The organism is Cellvibrio sp. ATLC23, from assembly GCF_057196725.1.
The window spans coordinates 1-17,448 of the sequence record NZ_JBXUOS010000008.1 but is presented as its reverse complement, the minus strand read 5'-3'; the positions used below and the strand labels follow the sequence as shown (position 1 = coordinate 17,448).

At 48.6% G+C, this 17,448-nt stretch carries 16 protein-coding genes; 8 read left to right on the top strand and 8 right to left on the bottom strand.

Going from position 1 to position 17,448, the window contains the following annotated elements; translation table 11 throughout:
• The first annotated feature begins 79 nt into the window (after positions 1 to 79).
• The 3 genes from glnL to AC2CG4_RS13405 all read left to right on the top strand — a co-directional run bounded on the left by glnL (position 80) and on the right by AC2CG4_RS13405 (position 4,393).
• Positions 80 to 1,153, top strand: coding sequence for a nitrogen regulation protein NR(II) (gene glnL / locus AC2CG4_RS13415; protein ID WP_484486742.1), 1,074 nt, complete (start codon positions 80 to 82; stop codon positions 1,151 to 1,153).
• Entirely contained in the window at positions 1,140 to 2,570 is a 1,431-nt protein-coding gene (gene glnG / locus AC2CG4_RS13410) for a nitrogen regulation protein NR(I) (protein ID WP_484486741.1), read from the top strand. Before glnL ends, glnG begins: the two co-directional genes overlap by 14 nt.
• Before the next feature lie 332 nt (positions 2,571 to 2,902).
• Complete coding sequence (locus tag AC2CG4_RS13405) at positions 2,903 to 4,393, top strand: methyl-accepting chemotaxis protein (RefSeq protein ID WP_484486740.1); 1,491 nt, start codon at positions 2,903 to 2,905, stop codon at positions 4,391 to 4,393.
• 50 nt (positions 4,394 to 4,443) lie between these two features.
• On the opposite strand, the gene AC2CG4_RS13400 is transcribed toward AC2CG4_RS13405, so the two are convergent.
• Complete coding sequence (locus AC2CG4_RS13400; RefSeq protein ID WP_484486739.1) at positions 4,444 to 5,604, bottom strand: GNAT family N-acetyltransferase; 1,161 nt, start codon at positions 5,602 to 5,604, stop codon at positions 4,444 to 4,446.
• Positions 5,605 to 5,985: 381 nt separating this feature from the next.
• Here AC2CG4_RS13400 and AC2CG4_RS13395 point away from each other — a divergent pair, with 381 nt between their 5' ends.
• From AC2CG4_RS13395 to AC2CG4_RS13385, 3 genes are all read left to right on the top strand, one after another.
• Positions 5,986 to 7,551: a TerC family protein gene (locus AC2CG4_RS13395; RefSeq protein WP_484486915.1), complete on the top strand. Its 1,566-nt coding sequence runs from the start codon at positions 5,986 to 5,988 to the stop codon at positions 7,549 to 7,551.
• Between the two features lie 317 nt (positions 7,552 to 7,868).
• Positions 7,869 to 8,444, top strand: a complete 576-nt coding sequence (locus AC2CG4_RS13390; RefSeq protein WP_484486738.1) for a hypothetical protein — start codon at positions 7,869 to 7,871, stop codon at positions 8,442 to 8,444.
• A 186-nt stretch (positions 8,445 to 8,630) separates the two neighbouring features.
• The gene (locus tag AC2CG4_RS13385; RefSeq protein WP_484486737.1) at positions 8,631 to 8,834 is read left to right on the top strand and encodes a twin-arginine translocase TatA/TatE family subunit; all 204 of its coding nucleotides are present in this window, start codon (positions 8,631 to 8,633) and stop codon (positions 8,832 to 8,834) included.
• 86 nt (positions 8,835 to 8,920) lie between these two features.
• Here the strand turns inward: AC2CG4_RS13385 and AC2CG4_RS13380 are convergent, their stop codons facing one another.
• The 5 genes from AC2CG4_RS13380 to AC2CG4_RS13360 form a co-directional block, all read right to left on the bottom strand.
• Positions 8,921 to 9,487: a PEP-CTERM sorting domain-containing protein gene (locus AC2CG4_RS13380; protein ID WP_484486736.1), complete on the bottom strand. Its 567-nt coding sequence runs from the start codon at positions 9,485 to 9,487 to the stop codon at positions 8,921 to 8,923.
• Between the two features lie 25 nt (positions 9,488 to 9,512).
• Positions 9,513 to 10,910, bottom strand: coding sequence for an alkaline phosphatase PhoX (locus tag AC2CG4_RS13375; RefSeq protein WP_484486735.1), 1,398 nt, complete (start codon positions 10,908 to 10,910; stop codon positions 9,513 to 9,515).
• Positions 10,911 to 11,147: 237 nt separating this feature from the next.
• Positions 11,148 to 11,939, bottom strand: a complete 792-nt coding sequence (gene tatC, locus AC2CG4_RS13370) for a twin-arginine translocase subunit TatC (protein ID WP_484486734.1) — start codon at positions 11,937 to 11,939, stop codon at positions 11,148 to 11,150.
• Positions 11,936 to 12,337: a Sec-independent protein translocase subunit TatA/TatB gene (locus tag AC2CG4_RS13365; protein ID WP_484486733.1), complete on the bottom strand. Its 402-nt coding sequence runs from the start codon at positions 12,335 to 12,337 to the stop codon at positions 11,936 to 11,938. The genes tatC and AC2CG4_RS13365 overlap by 4 nt, the downstream gene beginning before the upstream one ends.
• Positions 12,338 to 12,472: 135 nt before the next feature.
• On the bottom strand, positions 12,473 to 14,395 hold the full coding sequence (locus AC2CG4_RS13360) for an ATP-binding cassette domain-containing protein (protein WP_484486732.1): 1,923 nt from the start codon (positions 14,393 to 14,395) through the stop codon (positions 12,473 to 12,475).
• A gap of 47 nt (positions 14,396 to 14,442) precedes the next feature.
• Between AC2CG4_RS13360 and AC2CG4_RS13355 the strand changes: the two genes are divergently transcribed.
• Positions 14,443 to 14,952: a TIGR02444 family protein gene (locus tag AC2CG4_RS13355; protein WP_484486731.1), complete on the top strand. Its 510-nt coding sequence runs from the start codon at positions 14,443 to 14,445 to the stop codon at positions 14,950 to 14,952.
• Here AC2CG4_RS13355 and AC2CG4_RS13350 read toward each other — a convergent pair.
• Positions 14,941 to 15,171, bottom strand: a complete 231-nt coding sequence (locus AC2CG4_RS13350; protein WP_484486730.1) for a DUF2789 domain-containing protein — start codon at positions 15,169 to 15,171, stop codon at positions 14,941 to 14,943. The genes AC2CG4_RS13355 and AC2CG4_RS13350 overlap by 12 nt on opposite strands.
• A gap of 141 nt (positions 15,172 to 15,312) precedes the next feature.
• Complete coding sequence (locus AC2CG4_RS13345; protein WP_484486729.1) at positions 15,313 to 16,092, bottom strand: hypothetical protein; 780 nt, start codon at positions 16,090 to 16,092, stop codon at positions 15,313 to 15,315.
• Between the two features lie 458 nt (positions 16,093 to 16,550).
• On the opposite strand from AC2CG4_RS13345, the gene bamJ reads away from it, so the two are divergent.
• Positions 16,551 to 17,291, top strand: a complete 741-nt coding sequence (gene bamJ / locus AC2CG4_RS13340; protein WP_484486728.1) for a BamJ family beta-barrel-assembly machinery protein — start codon at positions 16,551 to 16,553, stop codon at positions 17,289 to 17,291.
• Positions 17,292 to 17,448 lie beyond the last annotated feature (157 nt).

Below are 17,448 nucleotides of genomic sequence, written 5' to 3'. Positions count from 1 at the left end.
AACGCCTTTTTCTTACTTGGTTTGGTTTTTGCAGTAGCCTCCATGCCCATTGTCGAGGCGTTCAGGAGAGCAGTAGCTGGTGAGTCCGCGCGATATCTACAAACCTATATTGGATAGCTTAAGTACCGCCATTATTTTGGTGGATACCGATCTGCTGCTGTGCCATATGAATCCTGCTGCTGAAGCTCTACTGGCGATGAGCTGCGAGAGCAATACTGGTGAGCCAATCACCTACTTTTTTTATGAGTCAGATGAAACCGATCGCCAGCTAAAGTTGGCGGCAGCACAGGCCAATCATTACACCAAGCGCCATGCGGAGTGGCGTTTGCTCAGCGGCGGTTCTATCACCGTCGATTACACCGTAACTCCCTTTGGTGATCACGATGGCTTGATCATAGAAATCCAGCCGATTGATCGCCTACTGCGTATCAGCCGTGAAGAGATGTTGACCAGCTCGCACGAGACCACGCGCAATCTGGTGCGCGGTATGGCGCACGAGATCAAAAACCCGCTTGGTGGTATTCGCGGTGCCGCGCAATTGTTGGCGCGCGAGTTGCCCGATACCAGCCTGACCGAATACACCAATATCATCATTGATGAGGCGGATCGCCTGCGCAATCTGGTTGATCGTATGCTCGGGCCTAATCAGCTGCCGAAGTGGCAATCGCTCAATATCCACGAGGCAATCGAACGCGTCGCCAATATCATCAAAGCGGAAAGTAGCGACGCAATCAAAATTGTGCGCGATTACGACCCGAGTATCCCCGCCATGCAGGGTGATAAGGAGATGCTAATTCAAGCGTTGCTCAACATAGTTCGCAATGCTATGCAGGCGTTGGTAGAGGCCAATGTGCTCAACGGTGTGATCCAGCTGCGCTCCCGTATCCAGCGCCAGTACACCATTGGCCGCAAGCATCATCCATTGATCTGTCGCATCGACATTATTGATAACGGCCCCGGCATTCCCACTGAGATGGTTGAAAACATTTTTTACCCGATGATCTCCGGTCGCGCCGAAGGTACGGGGCTTGGCTTGACCATTTCGCAACATCTTATCCATCAACATCATGGCCTTATCGAGTGCCAAAGTGAGCCGGGCAAAACCCGTTTCTCACTCTACTTACCAATGGAAGCGCAACATGCAGAAGTCTAACAAAGTCTGGATTATTGATGATGATCGCTCGATCCGCTGGGTGCTGGAAAAGGCCCTGCAGGGGGCGAACATTGAAACCCGTGTGTTTGATTCGGGTGATAGCGCCATGAGTCAGCTCAATCGCGATATTCCCGATGCGATTATCAGTGATATCCGCATGCCGGGTACCGACGGCCTGACCCTGCTGGGCAATCTGCACAATACCCATCCGCAGATTCCGATTATCATCATGACCGCCCATTCGGATCTGGACAGCGCCGTAGCTGCCTATCAAGGCGGTGCATTTGAGTATCTGCCCAAACCTTTTGATGTGGATGATGCGGTCGCCGTTACCCAGCGTGCCCTCGCTCACGCGCAGGAGCAAAAAACCGAACACGGCACCGAGACGGCGCTGGAAACCAATACTGAAATCATCGGTGAGGCGCCGGCGATGCAGGAAGTGTTTCGCGCGATCGGTCGTCTATCGCAATCCAATATTACCGTGCTGATCAATGGGCAGTCGGGAACCGGTAAAGAGCTGGTGGCGCGTGCCCTGCACCGTCACAGTCCGCGCCGCAACGAACCCTTTATCGCGCTGAACATGGCTGCCATTCCCAAAGATTTGATGGAGTCAGAGTTATTTGGCCACGAAAAAGGTGCCTTCACCGGCGCTGCCGCCCAGCGTCAGGGGCGTTTTGAGCAGGCTAACGGCGGCTCCCTGTTCCTCGATGAAATCGGCGATATGCCTGCCGAGACCCAAACCCGTCTATTGCGTGTCTTGGCTGATGGCGAGTTTTATCGCGTTGGAGGTCACACCCCGGTTAAGGTGGATGTGCGTATCATCGCCGCGACTCACCAGAATCTTGAAACTCTGGTGGCCGATAACCGTTTCCGCGAAGATTTGTTTCATCGCCTGAACGTCATCCGTATTCATATCCCTAAATTGGCCAACCGCCGTGAGGATATTCCCAAGTTGGCGCGGTTCTTCCTGCACAAAGCGGCGACTGAGTTAAATGTTGATCCGAAAGTATTGCTGCCAGAGACAGAGGAGTATTTTTGCTCTCTGCAGTGGCCGGGCAATGTTCGCCAGTTGGAGAACACCTGTCGCTGGATCACAGTTATGGCGTCTGGGCGCGAGGTGCATATAGAAGATTTGCCGCCTGAGCTGCTGGAAAACAAAGAGACCAGTACCCCGGCCGACGATTGGGAGAAAGCCCTGCGCCACTGGGCGGACCAAGCACTGACCCGCGGGCAGCATCAACTGTTGAGTGAAGCGGTGCCCACCTTTGAGCGGGCATTGATTGAAACTGCATTGAAATACACCGCTGGTCGCAAGCGTGATGCCGCTAATTTACTGGGCTGGGGGCGCAACACCCTCACTCGCAAGCTCAAGGAATTGGGTATGGCGGGCGGTAATGACCCAGATGGTGATGATTAATTTTTGAGTGTTTTGCGATGAGCCGATCCGAGCAGGTAAGCCGGCTCATCGCCCTATTGTTTCCCCGTCTCTACCCTGCCTTTAAAAACATCTTTTCAGTTCTTCTTTTGTTCATCGCGCAGCATTGCAAAGCTGTGTCTATACTTCTCTAACTGGTATGCAACAGCCGTTGTCATTTGACTCACCACTACAGCTCGCTAATAAGTTCTGTATACCGATTAAAAGCAATTGCTCAAGTTGATTGAAGTTAGCACTCAAGATTGGTGCGTTCTTGCCGTCAATAATACTGGGTAACTTAATAAGTCTAATAGCCGAATAGTTTCGGGGGAAACATGGTAAAAAAATCCTTACTCACCAAATTGATGATGGTGCTGACAATTGCCATGCTGGCGATTGCAGTTATAGTCGCTCTGGTCAACGATCAAATTGCCTCCGACAACCTGGAGAAAAAATTGGAGGCAGAAACGTCGGCGATGATCGAGCTGACCAATAGCTCCATTCTTGAGGCCGTGTTTGCCTACGACTTCCAGCAAATAGAGGCGATTGCCAAATCGCTGGTTAATACTTCGCTGGTGACTTCGGTGAGTGTGGTAGATCATCGCGGTCAGTCTTTAGCAAAAGCGGCCGATGGTGACGAAAGCAAAAACCAACTTTCCCGGGATGCGATTCCAATTGTCTACAACGGTAGCACTATAGGCAGCTATAACATCAGTTTCTCTACCCAAGAACTGCAAGAAACCTTGAGTAATCAGAGACAGACGACGATTTTTACTGTGCTTGCCTTGCTTGCTGCGAGTTTGATTACGGTATACATCTTAATTCGCAGCTTGGTTCTGGGGCCGGTTGATGAGGTGACTCGCTCGCTGGCCACGATTGCCGGTGGGGGTGGTGATCTAACTCGCCGTTTGCCAACCGATAGCCAAAACGAAATCGCTGCACTTGCCCATAACTTTAATCTGGTAATGGAGCATATCGCTGCCATTATTCGCAATGTGGTGCAGGTTAATGAAAAAGTGCGTGTCAATGTCAATAAAATGAGTGGCGCCACTGAAAACACGGTTAATTCCACTTCACAACAATTGCGTGAAATTGAGTTGGTGGCGACGGCAGTAGAAGAGTTGTCCGCATCGGCCAATGAAATTGCTCGTCACGCGGGCGACACTGCCGAACGCACAACAGCTACCAGCGTGCTTGCGGAAGAAGGCAACACCATTGTTAATCTCTCACTGGAAAACGTTAATCGTCTCACTAGTCAGATTGAATCTACCGCGCAAAAAATTCAGGTGTTGAAAAATAATTCCGTCAATATAGGTTCGGTGATGGAAGTTATCCGCACCATTGCCGAACAGACCAACTTACTCGCCTTGAATGCCGCAATTGAAGCGGCTCGCGCGGGCGAACAAGGGCGCGGTTTCGCCGTGGTGGCCGATGAAGTGCGCTCACTGGCGCAAAAGACTCGTTCTTCTACAGAAGAAATTGAATCGATCATTGTGCAGTTACAGCGCGCTGCCGATGAGGCGCATCAGGCGATGAGCACCAGTACCGCTTCCGCGCGCGAAACTATCGATACTGCCTCAAAAGTTGGCGGTGCACTCGATAAAATCCGTGCAAATATTGGTGTCATTAACGATATGAATCATCAAATTGCCACCGCTTCACATCAACAAAGCTCTGTTGCAAATGAAGTGAGTAAAAACATCACCGCGATTCATAGCTTGTCGGAAAACGTGGTTGAAAATGCGCAGGTGGTTAACCAAAGCGGTAGCCAATTGATCAATGAAACCAGCGAGCTGAAAAAGCAAATTGATACGTTTAAGGTGTAAATATATTTTTACGGTGATTTTAAAAAATGGCGCATCGAATGCGCCATTTTTTATTCTGTTTCACCTTGTTTAAAAGGTAGGTGGTTCTTTAATTCCTCAGCGTAAGCCCGAATAGCTTCGGCCTCCTCTGTTACAAACTGTGCAATTGCAGTGCGAAATCCCGGCTCCCTAATCCAGTGATTGGAATGGGTGATAACAGGTTCAAAGCCACGTGCAACTTTATGTTCGCCTTGTGCGCCGCCATCAAAACGGGATAATTGGTTTGCGATAGCGTAATCAATACCTTGATAGTAACAAGTTTCAAAATGCAGAAATTGATACTCCTCGAAACAGCCCCAATAGCGCCCATAAAGAGTAGTGCTATCGCGCAGAAAGAGTGATGCAGCGATAACACTTTTCGCGCCGAACTCCGCTGTTTTTACTGCATTGATCAGCACCAAATTATTGCTCATGGTGGCGCCGAGTTGTTGAAAAAAACCGGCGTTCAAATAGCCGCTGTGGCCGCTGCGTTTTAAATAGGTGTTGCGATAAAGTGAATAAAATATGTCCCAGTCTGCTGGGGTTAGCTCATTTCCTGTTTTTACTTCAAATTCAAATCCCTGTGCTACTACTTGCTTTCGCTCTTTAGTAATATTTTTGCGTTTGCGCGATGTCATCTGCGCGAGAAAATCATCAAAATTTTTATAGTTGCGATTAAACCAATGAAATTGGCAGCCCAAGCGTTGCGGAATATTGTGCTGGTGTAATTGTTTGCTAGCATCGGCATCTGGAAACAGGCAGTGCCAGCCGGAAAAGTCTTCTGTAGAGCACTCGCTGACCAGAGCCTGCAATAATGTATCCATTAATTCTGGTGTCGGTGCAGTGGGGTTGGCGAGTAAACGCGGGCCAACACAAGGAGTGAAAGGAATGGCATTAATCCATTTGGGGTAGTAATTAAATCCATGGCGACGGTAAGCATCCGCCCAGCCCCAATCGAAAACATATTCACCATAGGAGTGCGTTTTAATATAGCCAGGTAGGGCGGCGATTAATTGTTCACCTGCCCACACCAAGAGATGGTGTGCGATCCAGCCGGTGGTAGCGTTAGTGCACTGATTATCCTCTAGGGAGGCAAGAAATTCGTGGCGTACAAAGGGGTAGTCGGGTGGGCAAAGTCGATTCCAATGTGCAACCTCAATCTGATGAATCGAATTGATAAAGCGAATTTGCACAGTGTTGCCTCTTGGTTGTTGCTAAAAAAATCAGATGGATAGAGTAATGCTTATGCTTGGATTTCGCCTGTTTTTGTGTTTTATCAGCGTAAAGTTTCGCAACCGGAAAATCCTGCGCTAGGCATTGTCACCTGGACTACAGTAGAATCTCGTCATCTTGATAACTTTTGGTTTCTCAATGCCATCCTCTGAACCCGACCCAAGGCCAATTGCTTTGGATCACCCCCGTATCAGTTTGCCCCCTTTGCTGTTGGCTTTTGCCCAACCCAGTTTACCGGTGCCGCCAAGTTGGCCTCGGCTGCCCGCTCTAAATGTTCTATTGATCGCTCCTGCTGTGGATCGATTGCCTGATTTAACCCTGAGGAAATAATTGTGGAATGGATGGCTGATCCCAGTGCTTGGCTGGGTCTGTTAACCCTGATCGTGCTTGAAATAGTGTTGGGGATCGACAACCTAATCTTCATCGCAATTCTGGCCAATAAACTACCGCCCCATCAACGAGATAAGGCGCGTATTTTAGGTTTAAGTCTCGCGCTGCTGATGCGCTTGCTGCTTTTGGCGGGCATTTCCTGGTTGGTAACCCTTACCGAGCCGCTCTTTAGTGTATTTGATAAAAGCCTGTCGGGGCGCGATCTGATTCTGTTGCTAGGCGGGCTGTTCCTGCTGTTTAAAGCTACCGTTGAAATTCATGAGCGCCTTGAAGGTAAGCTGGAAGTGCCGCGTAATACCCAGGTTCACGCCGCTTTCTGGGGTGTGGTTGCGCAGATTATTGTGCTCGATGCAGTCTTTTCATTAGATGCGGTGATCACTGCAGTGGGCATGGTTGATCATCTGGAAGTGATGATGATTGCGGTGGTCATTGCGATGATTGTGATGATTGTCGCCAGTAAAGCGCTGACCGACTTTGTCAATCGTCACCCCACGGTAGTCATGCTCTGCCTTGGCTTTTTGCTCATGATTGGTTTTAGTCTGGTGGCCGAGGGCGCCGGTTTTGAAATCCCCAAGGGCTATCTCTACGGCGCGATTGCTTTCTCGGTGCTGATTGAAATATTTAATCAATTGGCTCGCTCAAACCGCACCCGTCACCTCATTGGCGAGCGCCCATTGCGCGATCGCACCGCAGAGGCGGTTTTGAAACTTCTCGGGGGACGCAGCAATGCGGATGAAGTGGGGGCTGATATTGCCGGTATGACTTCATCGCCTGAAGATGAAGAGATGGCATTTGAGCACAGTGAGCGCCACATGATTCGCAGTGTGCTACAGCTGTCAAATCGTCCCATTCAATCCCTTATGACCCCGCGTCCGGATATTATTTGGGTAAATGCCAACGCCACCCCTGAGCGGCTGTTGGAAATTCTCAAGGCTACGCCGCAAACTCGTTTGCTAGTCGCTCGGGATGAGTTGGATAACCTGCTCGGCGTAGTGCAAAGCCGCGACCTGCTCACTGCCGCACTCGATAATCAACCGCTGGATCTGGCCAAATTGGCGCTCTCGCCACTCGCCGTGCCCGAGGGTACTAGCGCACTTAAAGTGCTGGAAATGTTGCGTCAGGAAACCCTGCCGCTGGCGATAGTCATCGATGAATACGGCAGCATTAAAGGTGTGGTGACAACCGGCGATCTGCTCGCTGCTATTGCAGGTGAATTGGCCGATACCTATGACGAGCCGCTCGCAACACAAACCGATGAAGGGTGGCTGCTTGATGGCAGTATTTCATTGGAGCAAGTCGAAGAGCTATTGCAGATCAAGTTGATGCGTGGTGACGGCGATTATTTTACCCTTGCAGGACTGCTGCTCGAGCAACTGCAACATGTTCCCGTTGTGGGTGAAGAAATTACCTTGGCGGGTTATCAATTCCAAATTATCGATATGGAAGGCCGCCGTATTTTACAGGTGCGAGCTACGCCTTTGCCTGAAGACCCCGGCATTACCCAAATTGGTTACTAACTTGTCAGTTTGGTTGTTTTGTGGCTGGAAATTTATTGGTCAAGTGTTTTCTGTTCATATACGCGTAATGTTGCATTCTTATGTGCCCTGTCGCACATCCTCGTATGCGCTTCCTATGAGACATTCTCATTGCAAAAAATCAGTGCAAGAATTTATTCAAATATGGAGTTGAGCGCAGGTAATAGAGAACTGCGCCACTTTTCTTATCGCAACTTCATCAGATAATGCGCGCAAAAAATGGGTGGTAATGTAGTGTTCAGGATTCATTCATCCTCGACAACTAGTATCACCTTGGACGATTTACTGGAGATTAACAAATGAAGAGTAAAATGAAAAATCAAATGAAAAAAATGAGTTTTGTTGTTGCAGCGGTTAGCCTTGCAGCAAGTGCTAGTGTAATGGCTCGTCCTGCTATTAGTTATAACTACGCTGGCGTACAGTATGTTGATCAGGATGTCGATGATTACGATTGCAGTCAGGATGGTTTGCGAGTGTACGGTAGTGTTGAACTGAATCGTGATTTTTTTGCACTGGGTTCATTCAGTGATGTGAGTGGCGGTGGCTGTGGTTCGCAAGCATTCAGCGCCGGCCTTGGTTATCAGACCGTATTCGGTGCCGATTCCAGCATGTACGGCACTGTAAGTTTTGAAAATATATCACCAGATCATGGTTCAAGCGATTCCGGTGTTGTGGTAGCAGGTGGGTTGCGCGGATTTATTAATAATAATCTTGAAGCAAAAATTGAGCTGTCACACCACACTGTTTATGATGGTAATACTGTATTGGGCGGTGGCGTTGCCTATTGGTTCTTGCCAACCGTTTCAGTAACTGGCGATTTAGGCCTGGGTACTGAGGCTTCAGAAATTGCCTTGGGTATGCGCGTAAATTTCTAACGCGAAAAATAGAAAAAGCCAGCGTTTATAGCGCTGGCTTTTTTTTGCCTGAAATTTTTATAAGTTGCCTGTCATTGGTGTAAATGCGTCATCATAACGTCATTAGTAGCTGTCATATTTTTGTAGTTAACAGTGCCCTGTAGTTTTTAGGCGCTGAACAATTTTCTTCATTATGAGGGCTAGGTTATGTCACTGGGGATTTGGCAAATATTGTTGTTGGTGGTGTTATTGGTATTGTTCTTCGGTCGTGGAAAAATTCCCCAACTGATGGGAGATGTGGCAGAAGGCATTAAAAGTTTTAAAAAGGGAATAAGTGATTCGGGGGTTGATGACAAAAAAAATACTGCGAGCGATAAAATCGAGCCAGCAGCAGTAGAGAAAAAAGTGTAGCTGTTGCTAAAGTACATAAAAACGATGGTAAAAAAACGGGAGCAAATGAACGCTCCCATTTTTTATGCCTATCTTTTTTCTGAAGCCTATTGAGTAAAATGGCGGCGGCGCAATCCGGCAAGGCCGAGCAGGCCAGCCACTAACAATAAAAAGGCTGAAGGTTCAGGAACGGATGCCTGCGTAATATTCAGGTTATAGGTGTAACCTGAATAGCCGCCAAAATCCTTTCCGCCGACAACCAGAGTGTAAAAACCGCTTTGATCTAGCACAAAATCCTGCAGACTTTGTACGCTGCTCCAGAGCGAAGCTCCGGTTAAATAGCCTGCGCTACCGACATTGCCGCTGTTATTAAATAAGCCTGCCAACAAATCCGCTGTGCTTATCTCGCCGAAATACAGGCTGAAGCCAAGCGCCAACTCATCGCTGCTTAAGGCAAGTGATAGCTTGTCGCCGGCTTTGCCATCAATGGCCCATAGGTCAATGTCATCGCCCCAACTATTCAAGGCAAACGGTGGATTCGCCCAGCCGAAGTTAATATCCAGACTGCCAGCGTAATTTCCTGAGCCATTAATGTCGCCAGTGTAGTGAATCGGCGCTGCCAGTGCGGCGCCTGAAAAAAACAAACATAAACATAAACTCGCTAAATATTTCATTGCCAAATCCTCTCTTGCAAAAAAATTAAAGAACACCATCATTCCATGGGCCGGTAATGGCAAAAGTAACGCCGGGAGTTTGAATGTTTACAAATAGCCAGCGGTCATAAAAACACGCACCACAGGTTTCTGCACCTATGTAGTTACCGGCACTAATACGCCCTGCTGTACCGGGAAATTGGCTGTGAACAACTGCGGCATCGGCTGGGCTCAAATTCATATTGTTGCGGCCAAACTCAAATACCTCACCGCTTTGGGTTAATCCCATTAAGCGTGAAATTCCTCCGCGATCTTCACACAACAAAATACCGCCGCGTGGACTAACGCTCATGTTGTCAGGGGATACTGGATGAGAGGTGTTGTTGCGGCTTTCAAAAACCAGCGTAAGTTTTTCGCGGCGCGGATCAAAATGAAATACCTGGCCACCGCCAATACCGCCACCACTGGTTGAGGTGAAGTACACTAAGCCCGTGTCGTACCATGCGCCTTCCAAGCGAGCAAAACGCGCTGCACCTTTGTTATAACCTTGAGTGTAGTTGCGTGGATTGATTACTTCTGGTTGATCGATAACAACCCATTCAACGTCCCAACTGGTGCCGTCAGGATAAGAATTTAATAAACCGGCTTGCGGAATATCTTTTACTTTAAGCATTTCCAATACGCCACCGGCTAGCAAGTTGCCGTAGCTGTTTGGACGATAGCGGTAAAAACCGGAAGAGGTGCCAGCATCTTCAGTCATATAAACATAACCGGTTACCGGATCAGTTGCCGTAGCTTCGTGAGCGCGGCGCCCCATGGCTTTAATCGGCAGAGGTTTGGCGTTGCCAAAACCGGGCACTTCAAAAATCCAACCGTGAGTCATGCCGCCGTAAGATGAAGTTGTTTCTTCACAAGTCAGCCAAGTACCCCAAGGCGTAATGCCACCGGCACAGTTAGTTGAGGTGCCGCTGATGCTCATATAAGACGCTAACCAGCGGCCGTTAAACGCATCAAAAATTAAATTGGAGCAACCGCCGCCCGCCGCAGGGTTATAAACAGCGGGGGATTTTACCGCAGTACCGCTGCCGCGAACTTCGTGGTTACGCACCAGCGCGATAGTATTACCTTGCGCTGCTACAACACCCATTCCATCGTGTGAGCTTGGTGTAGCAGTGCCGTCTTTCATGGTCATGCCGGTCCAACCATAAGACCAATATTTAAAACCGGCGGGTAATTGCAACAGCGGTAAACCAGTTACTTCATCGGCTACTGGCATGACTGGGCCGTAGTCGCTACTGAAGTTAGCATTGGCAGTGCTGCTGACAGCAGCCAATGAAATCGCAGCGGCGCCTGCAACGCCACCTTTCATAAAATCGCGACGATTAACAATGGGTTCGACAGATAAATTTTCGGTTGCAACAAGATTTTCTGAACTATAATTCATGACGTAATCTCCGGTGTGAGGTGTTGTTCATTTGGCGATGAGCGCAATGTCTCGCACTGGAGATTACCCCGCCTCTATGAAATTGCTGCGTCACTTTTATGACATCTTCTTTTAAATTTTTAAAATTATTTTTTGCGCAACAAAATAATGACGGATTTTTTTACAGTTTTAGAATCGTAAAAAATAGTTAGCCTACACCTGTCACGGTGAGCAAAAGCGATGGGAGTTGACGAGTAATTATTGTGCGGGGCTCGCTACCGAATTTGCAGTGCGATTTTTTTCGATTAAACGAATCATCCAGATAGAAATTTCATACAAGAGCAGAATCGGTGTACCGAGTGCGAGCTGTGAAATTAAATCGGGCGGAGTAATAAAGGCGGCTGCTGCATAAATTCCCACTATGGCATAACGCCGTCCGTTCGCCAGTGTTGTGGATTTCACCATGCCTGCATAAGCCATTAATAAGAGTACCACCGGCAATTCAAAACTCAGGCCGAAGGCCAGCACCAGTTGCATCACTAAACCTAAGTATTCGCTGACACGCGCTTCCAGTTGCACCGGTAAACTGGAAGTGCCTGCATCGCTTTCAAAGCTGATAAAAAATCCCCAAGCCATAGGGAATACCACGTAGTAAGCGAGTGCAGCGCCGAGTAAAAACAATAAAGGTGTAAGCGAAAATAAAATGGAGGCGGCGCGTTTTTCGTGTTGGTAGAGACCGGGTGTCATAAACCGCCATAACTGAATTAATAAAAAAGGCAGAGTAAAAAACAGCGCGGCAAAAAATGATAATTTTAAATAGGTAAGAAACGCTTCATGCAATCCGGTATAAATCATGCGCCGCCCAGAATGTTCGCCAAAGGCATCCACTAATGGTTGCATGAGAAAATGGTAAATCGTTTCAGCGTTGAGATAACAGATAATAAAGAGCACGCTAAATATGCCCAGGCACTGTAACAGTCGGCGGCGCAATTCCAGCAGGTGCGATAATAAGGGGGCGCGGCTGAGGTCGATAGTATCAGTGTTATTCATGATGCACTCGTTGTGTTCAGGCTGTGCTCGGTTGTATTGGGTGTTGGCTGCGCTGCCGAATGTTTCGCTTTGATATCCGCCATGGCCTGTTCATACAGCGTTTGATTTTGTTGATATTGCTCAGCATCGCGGATGGGCTCTGCTTGTTCCATCGCTTGACGCACGTGTTCAGGAAGTAGATCGTAATAAGAAGGTTGCTTGCGTGGATCAGCTTGGGAGGCGAGGTCCATTTCGGTTTCGAGTTTATGAATACTTTGCAGTGATTCGCGGTAAAAGCGTTGTAGTTTGCCCCAGAGTTTGCCGATGGTGTGCGCCAGTTTGGGTAAATCTTGTGGGCCCACAACAACCAGTGCCAGCACAAATAAAAAAGCGAGTTCAGCCCAACCGAGATCCAACATGGCAATGCCCCTGCAAAATAATGACTAGAGCATGGCAGCTAAAAGTGACCAAACAGTGACAGGGGAAAAGTGAAATGCGGTGGGATAAACGAGGTAATTATGACAGTGAGATGAAAACTCTACGGCAAGCCAGTATTACTGGCTTGCCGCTTCCAACTCTTCACTGACCATCAACCAGTTTTCTTCTGTCTCGTCTAATTGATTTTGCAATTTCACTTGCTCTTGCAGCAGTGGTTGCAAAATGGTTTTATTTTTTTCATCGTAAATAGCGGGGTCGCCCAACTGGGTTTCAATTTCACTCAGCCGCGTCTGCAGTTTTTCCATCTGTGTTTCGAGGGATTTTAATTTGTTGGTGAGCGGCTTGAGTTGTGCGCGCGCCGCTGCCGATTGTTGGCGCTGGGCCTTTTTATCAACTTTGGTATCGCTCTCGCTGCTAACCGCCGTTTCTTTTTCGGCGACAGCTGTATTGGTTTTTTGCTGTTGCATCCATTTGTAATAATCTTCCAGATCGCCGTCAAACTCTTCTACCTTGCCGTCGGCGACAAGCAAAAATTCATTCACTGTATTGCGCAGTAAATGGCGATCATGCGACACCACAATCACTGCGCCTTCAAATTCTTGCAGCGCCATGGTGAGCGCGTGGCGCATTTCCAAATCCAAATGGTTAGTGGGTTCGTCGAGCAATAGCACGTTGGGTTTTTCCCAGGCGATAATCGCCAGCGCCAGTCGCGCTTTTTCTCCACCGGAAAAGTGAGTGATAGGTTCAAAGGCGCGGTCGCCGTGGAAATCAAAACTGCCGAGAAAGTCGCGAATTTCCTGCTCGCGCGCTTGCGGTGATAAACGCTGGATGTGCAGCGCTGCAGAGGCATTGATATCCAAGGCTTCTAATTGATGTTGGGCAAAATAACCGAGTTTAAAATGTTCGCCGTTAGTGCGATCACCGGCCAGCAGCGGCAGTGAACCAGCGAGGGTTTTTACCAAGCTGGATTTACCCGCGCCATTGGGGCCGAGTAAACCAATACGGGTTTCGGCGCGAATCGCCAGTTCCACTTTATTCAGAATAATTTTGTTGCTGGCGCCAGTGTTATAGCCAATATCGGCGCGCGCTATGTGCACCAGCGGTACCGACATTTTGTCGTTGCATTTAAAAGTAAAGGTAAACGGCGAATCTATATGGGCGGGCGCAATTTTTTCCATGCGCTCCAATTCTTTAATGCGGCTCTGTGCCTGACGCGCTTTGGTCGCTTGCGCGCGGAAGCGGCGAATATAGTTTTCGACGTGGGCAATACGCTCTTGCTGCTTCTCAAAACTCGCCTGTTGCTGCGCCAATTTTTCTGCGCGCTGACGTTCAAACGCTGAATAGTTACCGCTGTAGTTATCGAGTTTTTGTTTTTCGATATTCACAATGCGATCGACAATGTTGTCGAGAAAGTCGCGGTCGTGCGAAATAATAATCAAGGTGCCGGGGTAGCGTTTGAGCCATTCTTCCAGCCACAGGGTTGCATCCAAATCCAAGTGGTTGGTCGGTTCATCGAGCAGCAATAAATCCGACGGGCACATTAATGCCTGCGCAAGGTTCAGGCGAATCCGCCAGCCGCCGGAAAAATCCGACACCGGGCGCTGGTCATCCCCCGGCGCAAAGCCCAAACCGTTTAACAATTGTTGCGCGCGCGATGGTGCGGTATAGGCGTGGATATTTTCCATATCGCTATACAGGTGTGCGAGTTGTTCACCGTTGTGTTCCGGGTCTTGCAAAGCGGTGGCGATGGCCTGCTCCAGGCGGCGCAATTCGCTATCGCCATCGAGCACATAGTCCAGTGCGCTGCGGCTGGTATGGCCAACCTCTTGCGCCATATGTGCGATGCGCCACTGCTTGGGAATATCAAGCGTGCCGGTGTCGCTGTGCAATTTGCCCAGCAACAATTGGAACAGGGTTGATTTGCCGGTGCCATTGGCGCCGATCAAACCGACTTTTTGGCCCGGATAAATAGTAAGGTCGGCAGCATCCAATAAAAATTTGGTGCCGCGCTGTACGGAGATGTTTTGTAATTGAATCATGGCGCGCATTCTAGCAGACTTGCCCCAACCCTCTGCTAGCGGATTTTATGATGCCTTCTGCCTCCTTCGATGATCGCTCCAGCCTCTGGAATTTTTCCCTCGACTACTACGCGCGCCCCGGTGTGGCCGATGCCTGTTTGCAGTTGCAGGATGGCCATGGCGTCAACGTCAATCTGTTGCTCTGGTGTGTCTGGCTGGAGCGACGCGGTCTGGCATTGGATAAGGTGCGCCTGCGCAAGGCGCAAAAACGCATTCACGCCTGGGATGAGCATTACGTGATTCCACTGCGCCACTTACGGCGGCGCATGAAGGTGGAATTTGGCAGCGCCGATGCAGGTATCGAACAGCTGCGCAGCCAAATTAAACAAGCGGAATTACTGGCGGAAAAACAATTACAAATCTGGCTGGAAGCGGAAGTGCAAACATGGAATGAGGGAGCTGCAGATAGTGCATCGCCACCGGTTGCGGGTGACAATCTGCGTCTTTATTTACTGCAACTCAATGTAACCGAGGCGGCAATTGCGCGGTTATTACAATTGTTCGCATCAGTGGTGTAACAGTGCATCTAACTGATCGACTACTTCGGCCCAATCAGAATCCTGCTGCAAACTATCGTTAATAAATTGGCGCTGGGACGGGTTCCAAAATGCTGCCGATTGCAGCGTAACATTTTCCGCTAAAGGGTGATGTTTGATAAAGCGCGCTATCGCCAAGTTGCTGGATTTTAAACCCAATTGTTCAAATAGCTGGGGCATGGCAGTGGTAGATGTATACATGATAATGGTCTCCTCTGGTATTGCATTGGTGTTCTCTAACTTAAGTATGAAGGAGATTGTGTGGGTGTGATTGATCCTTTTGTTATTAAAAAAGGGCGCCGATGCGCCCTTTATTTGTAATTGCGACAGCCTATTCACTCTTTAATTTAACGCGCCGTTGTCATCATCGAATGGCAGCGCGGTTGTTGCTGGTGATGACTCTACGCTTGTCTCAATAACAGGTGCCACTTCTGTTACTGAAGGTGCAGCAACAATCGCTGGTTCAGTTGTAGGTATATCTGTCACAGGTGTTTCTACTGCGGGTGCTGGTTCGGCGGGCACTATCGCAGCTGGTGCAACTGCTACTTTTTTTGCCGGGGCTTTTTTAACTGCCGCAGTTTTAGTAGCGTTTTTTTTGCCTGTTACCTTTTTTGCTGCGGGTTGCTCGGCAGTAGCGGCAGGCTTGGTTTCTTCTGTGTTCGCGGCAGCTTTAGTTTTGACAACTTTTGGTTTGGCGGTTTTGGCGCCTGGGGTTTTAGCTGCAACAGATGTGGTGGCTTTTACTTTTTTGGTTTTGCCTTTTAATTGTTTTGCTAGCTCTTTGGCCACTTCTTTGTTTGATGCCTGCGCTGATTTTAAAACCGTCAAAACGGTTTGCGCACTGGCGACAACTTTCGATTGCTCAGCCATATCTTTTTTTGCTTGGCTTAGACGCGCTTTTGCTGCGGGCGTTTTGCTCTCTTTTGCGGTGAGATCAGCAACTTTTTTCTTTGCGTTCTGTAATGCTTTTTTTCCTGCAGCGACTGCCTTTTCTGCAGCAGCGAGTTCTTGCGTGCGCGCTTTATCCAGTGCGGCACTGAGTTTGGCAACTTCTTGTTCCAGTTGCCTAATTGCATCTTGGGAAGCAGCAATAGAATTTTTTGGAGTTTTAGGGGCGGCCATAAAAAATACCTGTATGAAAAAAGCGTTGGGAAAGTGTAGTTAAACAAAATGATAGTTTGCTAGTGCAATTCGGGCGAATTGTAGCCCTGCGCCAGTAAAAAGGGTATGCCTTCAATGCGATAGCCGCGTATCTTTTGCAATGGCTTATTGTTCGCTTATGTAATCTCACGGAGCAGTGGTGTGTGATCGCCGTGAACTTTGTCAAAAGCCGGGAGTCAGACACGGTTCTATATCGATCGCTAGATCCGGGCACCTTGTGCTAAATGGGGCGCAGCACACATTTGCTTGACTGTTTAACTTGTGTGGGTGGTAAAAACGCGCACATTTGGCTGGAGTTGGTATACCATTGCCGCCTGCTTTGGCGCCGCAGTATAAGGTGTCGGCTGGAATCAGGTGAGCGACAGGCTTGCTTCACACAGACAATGATTACAAATCAATGATTACTAATAAGGTGCATTATGTTTAACAAACGTTTATTGGTTGTTGGCCTGATGGCTGCTACTGCGGGCTTGATTGGCTGCAACAAAGAAGAAGCAAAACCAGTTGATGACAGCGCCAAGCTGACGACTCTGGAGCAAAAAGCAAACTACATCATTGGTCAAAATCTGGGCAAAAACCTGCAAAATGGTGGCTTGGCGATTGAGCCTGATTCATTGGCTTTAGCGCTGACCGATGTGCGTGACGGTAAAGAGTCGCGTATCAGTGAAGAAGATATGCAGAAGATCATGCAAGAAGTTCAGCAAAAAGCGATGGCTAAACAAGAAGAAGAGCAAAAGAAGCTGAGCGAAACCAATATTGCTGAAGGCAAAAAATTCCTTGAAGAAAACAAGGCTAAAGAAGGTGTAATGACCACTGAGAGCGGCCTGCAATACAAAGTGATTACCGAAGGTAAAGGCGCGAAGCCAAAAGCGACTGACACTGTGACTGTTAACTATGTAGGTAAGTTGATCGACGGTACTGAATTCGACAGCTCTATCAAAAGCGGTCAGCCAGCTACGTTCCCACTGGACGGCGTAATCCCAGGTTGGACTGAAGCTCTGCAATTGATGCCACAAGGTTCCAAGTGGGAAATCGTAATCCCATCAGAATTGGCATACGGCGCTGGCGGTCAGGGTCCAATCCCTCCTTCATCTACCCTGATTTTCGAAGTTGAATTATTGGAAATCAAAGCGGCTGAAGCAGCAGCTGAAGCGAAATAAGCGTTAATACCCGCTTAGGCGCGCATAAAAAAACCCGCTTGCGAGCGGGTTTAATGAGATGGTTCCCCTCCCTCCGAAGTCTAAACTTGGGAGGTAATCTTCAAGAGGAGCCATCTCATGTCCAACATCACCTTACTCGGTATCGATTTAGGCAAGT

Coding starts and splice junctions, on each gene's coding strand:
- glnG (WP_484486741.1), top strand. CDS start 1,140: ATGCAGAAGTCTAACAAAGTCTGGATTATTGATGATGATCGCTCGATC.
- AC2CG4_RS13405 (WP_484486740.1), top strand. CDS start 2,903: ATGGTAAAAAAATCCTTACTCACCAAATTGATGATGGTGCTGACAATT.
- AC2CG4_RS13395 (WP_484486915.1), top strand. CDS start 5,986: ATGGCTGATCCCAGTGCTTGGCTGGGTCTGTTAACCCTGATCGTGCTT.
- AC2CG4_RS13390 (WP_484486738.1), top strand. CDS start 7,869: ATGAAGAGTAAAATGAAAAATCAAATGAAAAAAATGAGTTTTGTTGTT.
- AC2CG4_RS13385 (WP_484486737.1), top strand. CDS start 8,631: ATGTCACTGGGGATTTGGCAAATATTGTTGTTGGTGGTGTTATTGGTA.
- AC2CG4_RS13380 (WP_484486736.1), bottom strand. CDS start 9,487: ATGAAATATTTAGCGAGTTTATGTTTATGTTTGTTTTTTTCAGGCGCC.
- AC2CG4_RS13375 (WP_484486735.1), bottom strand. CDS start 10,910: ATGAATTATAGTTCAGAAAATCTTGTTGCAACCGAAAATTTATCTGTC.
- tatC (WP_484486734.1), bottom strand. CDS start 11,939: ATGAATAACACTGATACTATCGACCTCAGCCGCGCCCCCTTATTATCG.
- AC2CG4_RS13365 (WP_484486733.1), bottom strand. CDS start 12,337: ATGTTGGATCTCGGTTGGGCTGAACTCGCTTTTTTATTTGTGCTGGCA.
- AC2CG4_RS13360 (WP_484486732.1), bottom strand. CDS start 14,395: ATGATTCAATTACAAAACATCTCCGTACAGCGCGGCACCAAATTTTTA.
- AC2CG4_RS13355 (WP_484486731.1), top strand. CDS start 14,443: ATGATGCCTTCTGCCTCCTTCGATGATCGCTCCAGCCTCTGGAATTTT.
- AC2CG4_RS13350 (WP_484486730.1), bottom strand. CDS start 15,171: ATGTATACATCTACCACTGCCATGCCCCAGCTATTTGAACAATTGGGT.
- AC2CG4_RS13345 (WP_484486729.1), bottom strand. CDS start 16,092: ATGGCCGCCCCTAAAACTCCAAAAAATTCTATTGCTGCTTCCCAAGAT.
- bamJ (WP_484486728.1), top strand. CDS start 16,551: ATGTTTAACAAACGTTTATTGGTTGTTGGCCTGATGGCTGCTACTGCG.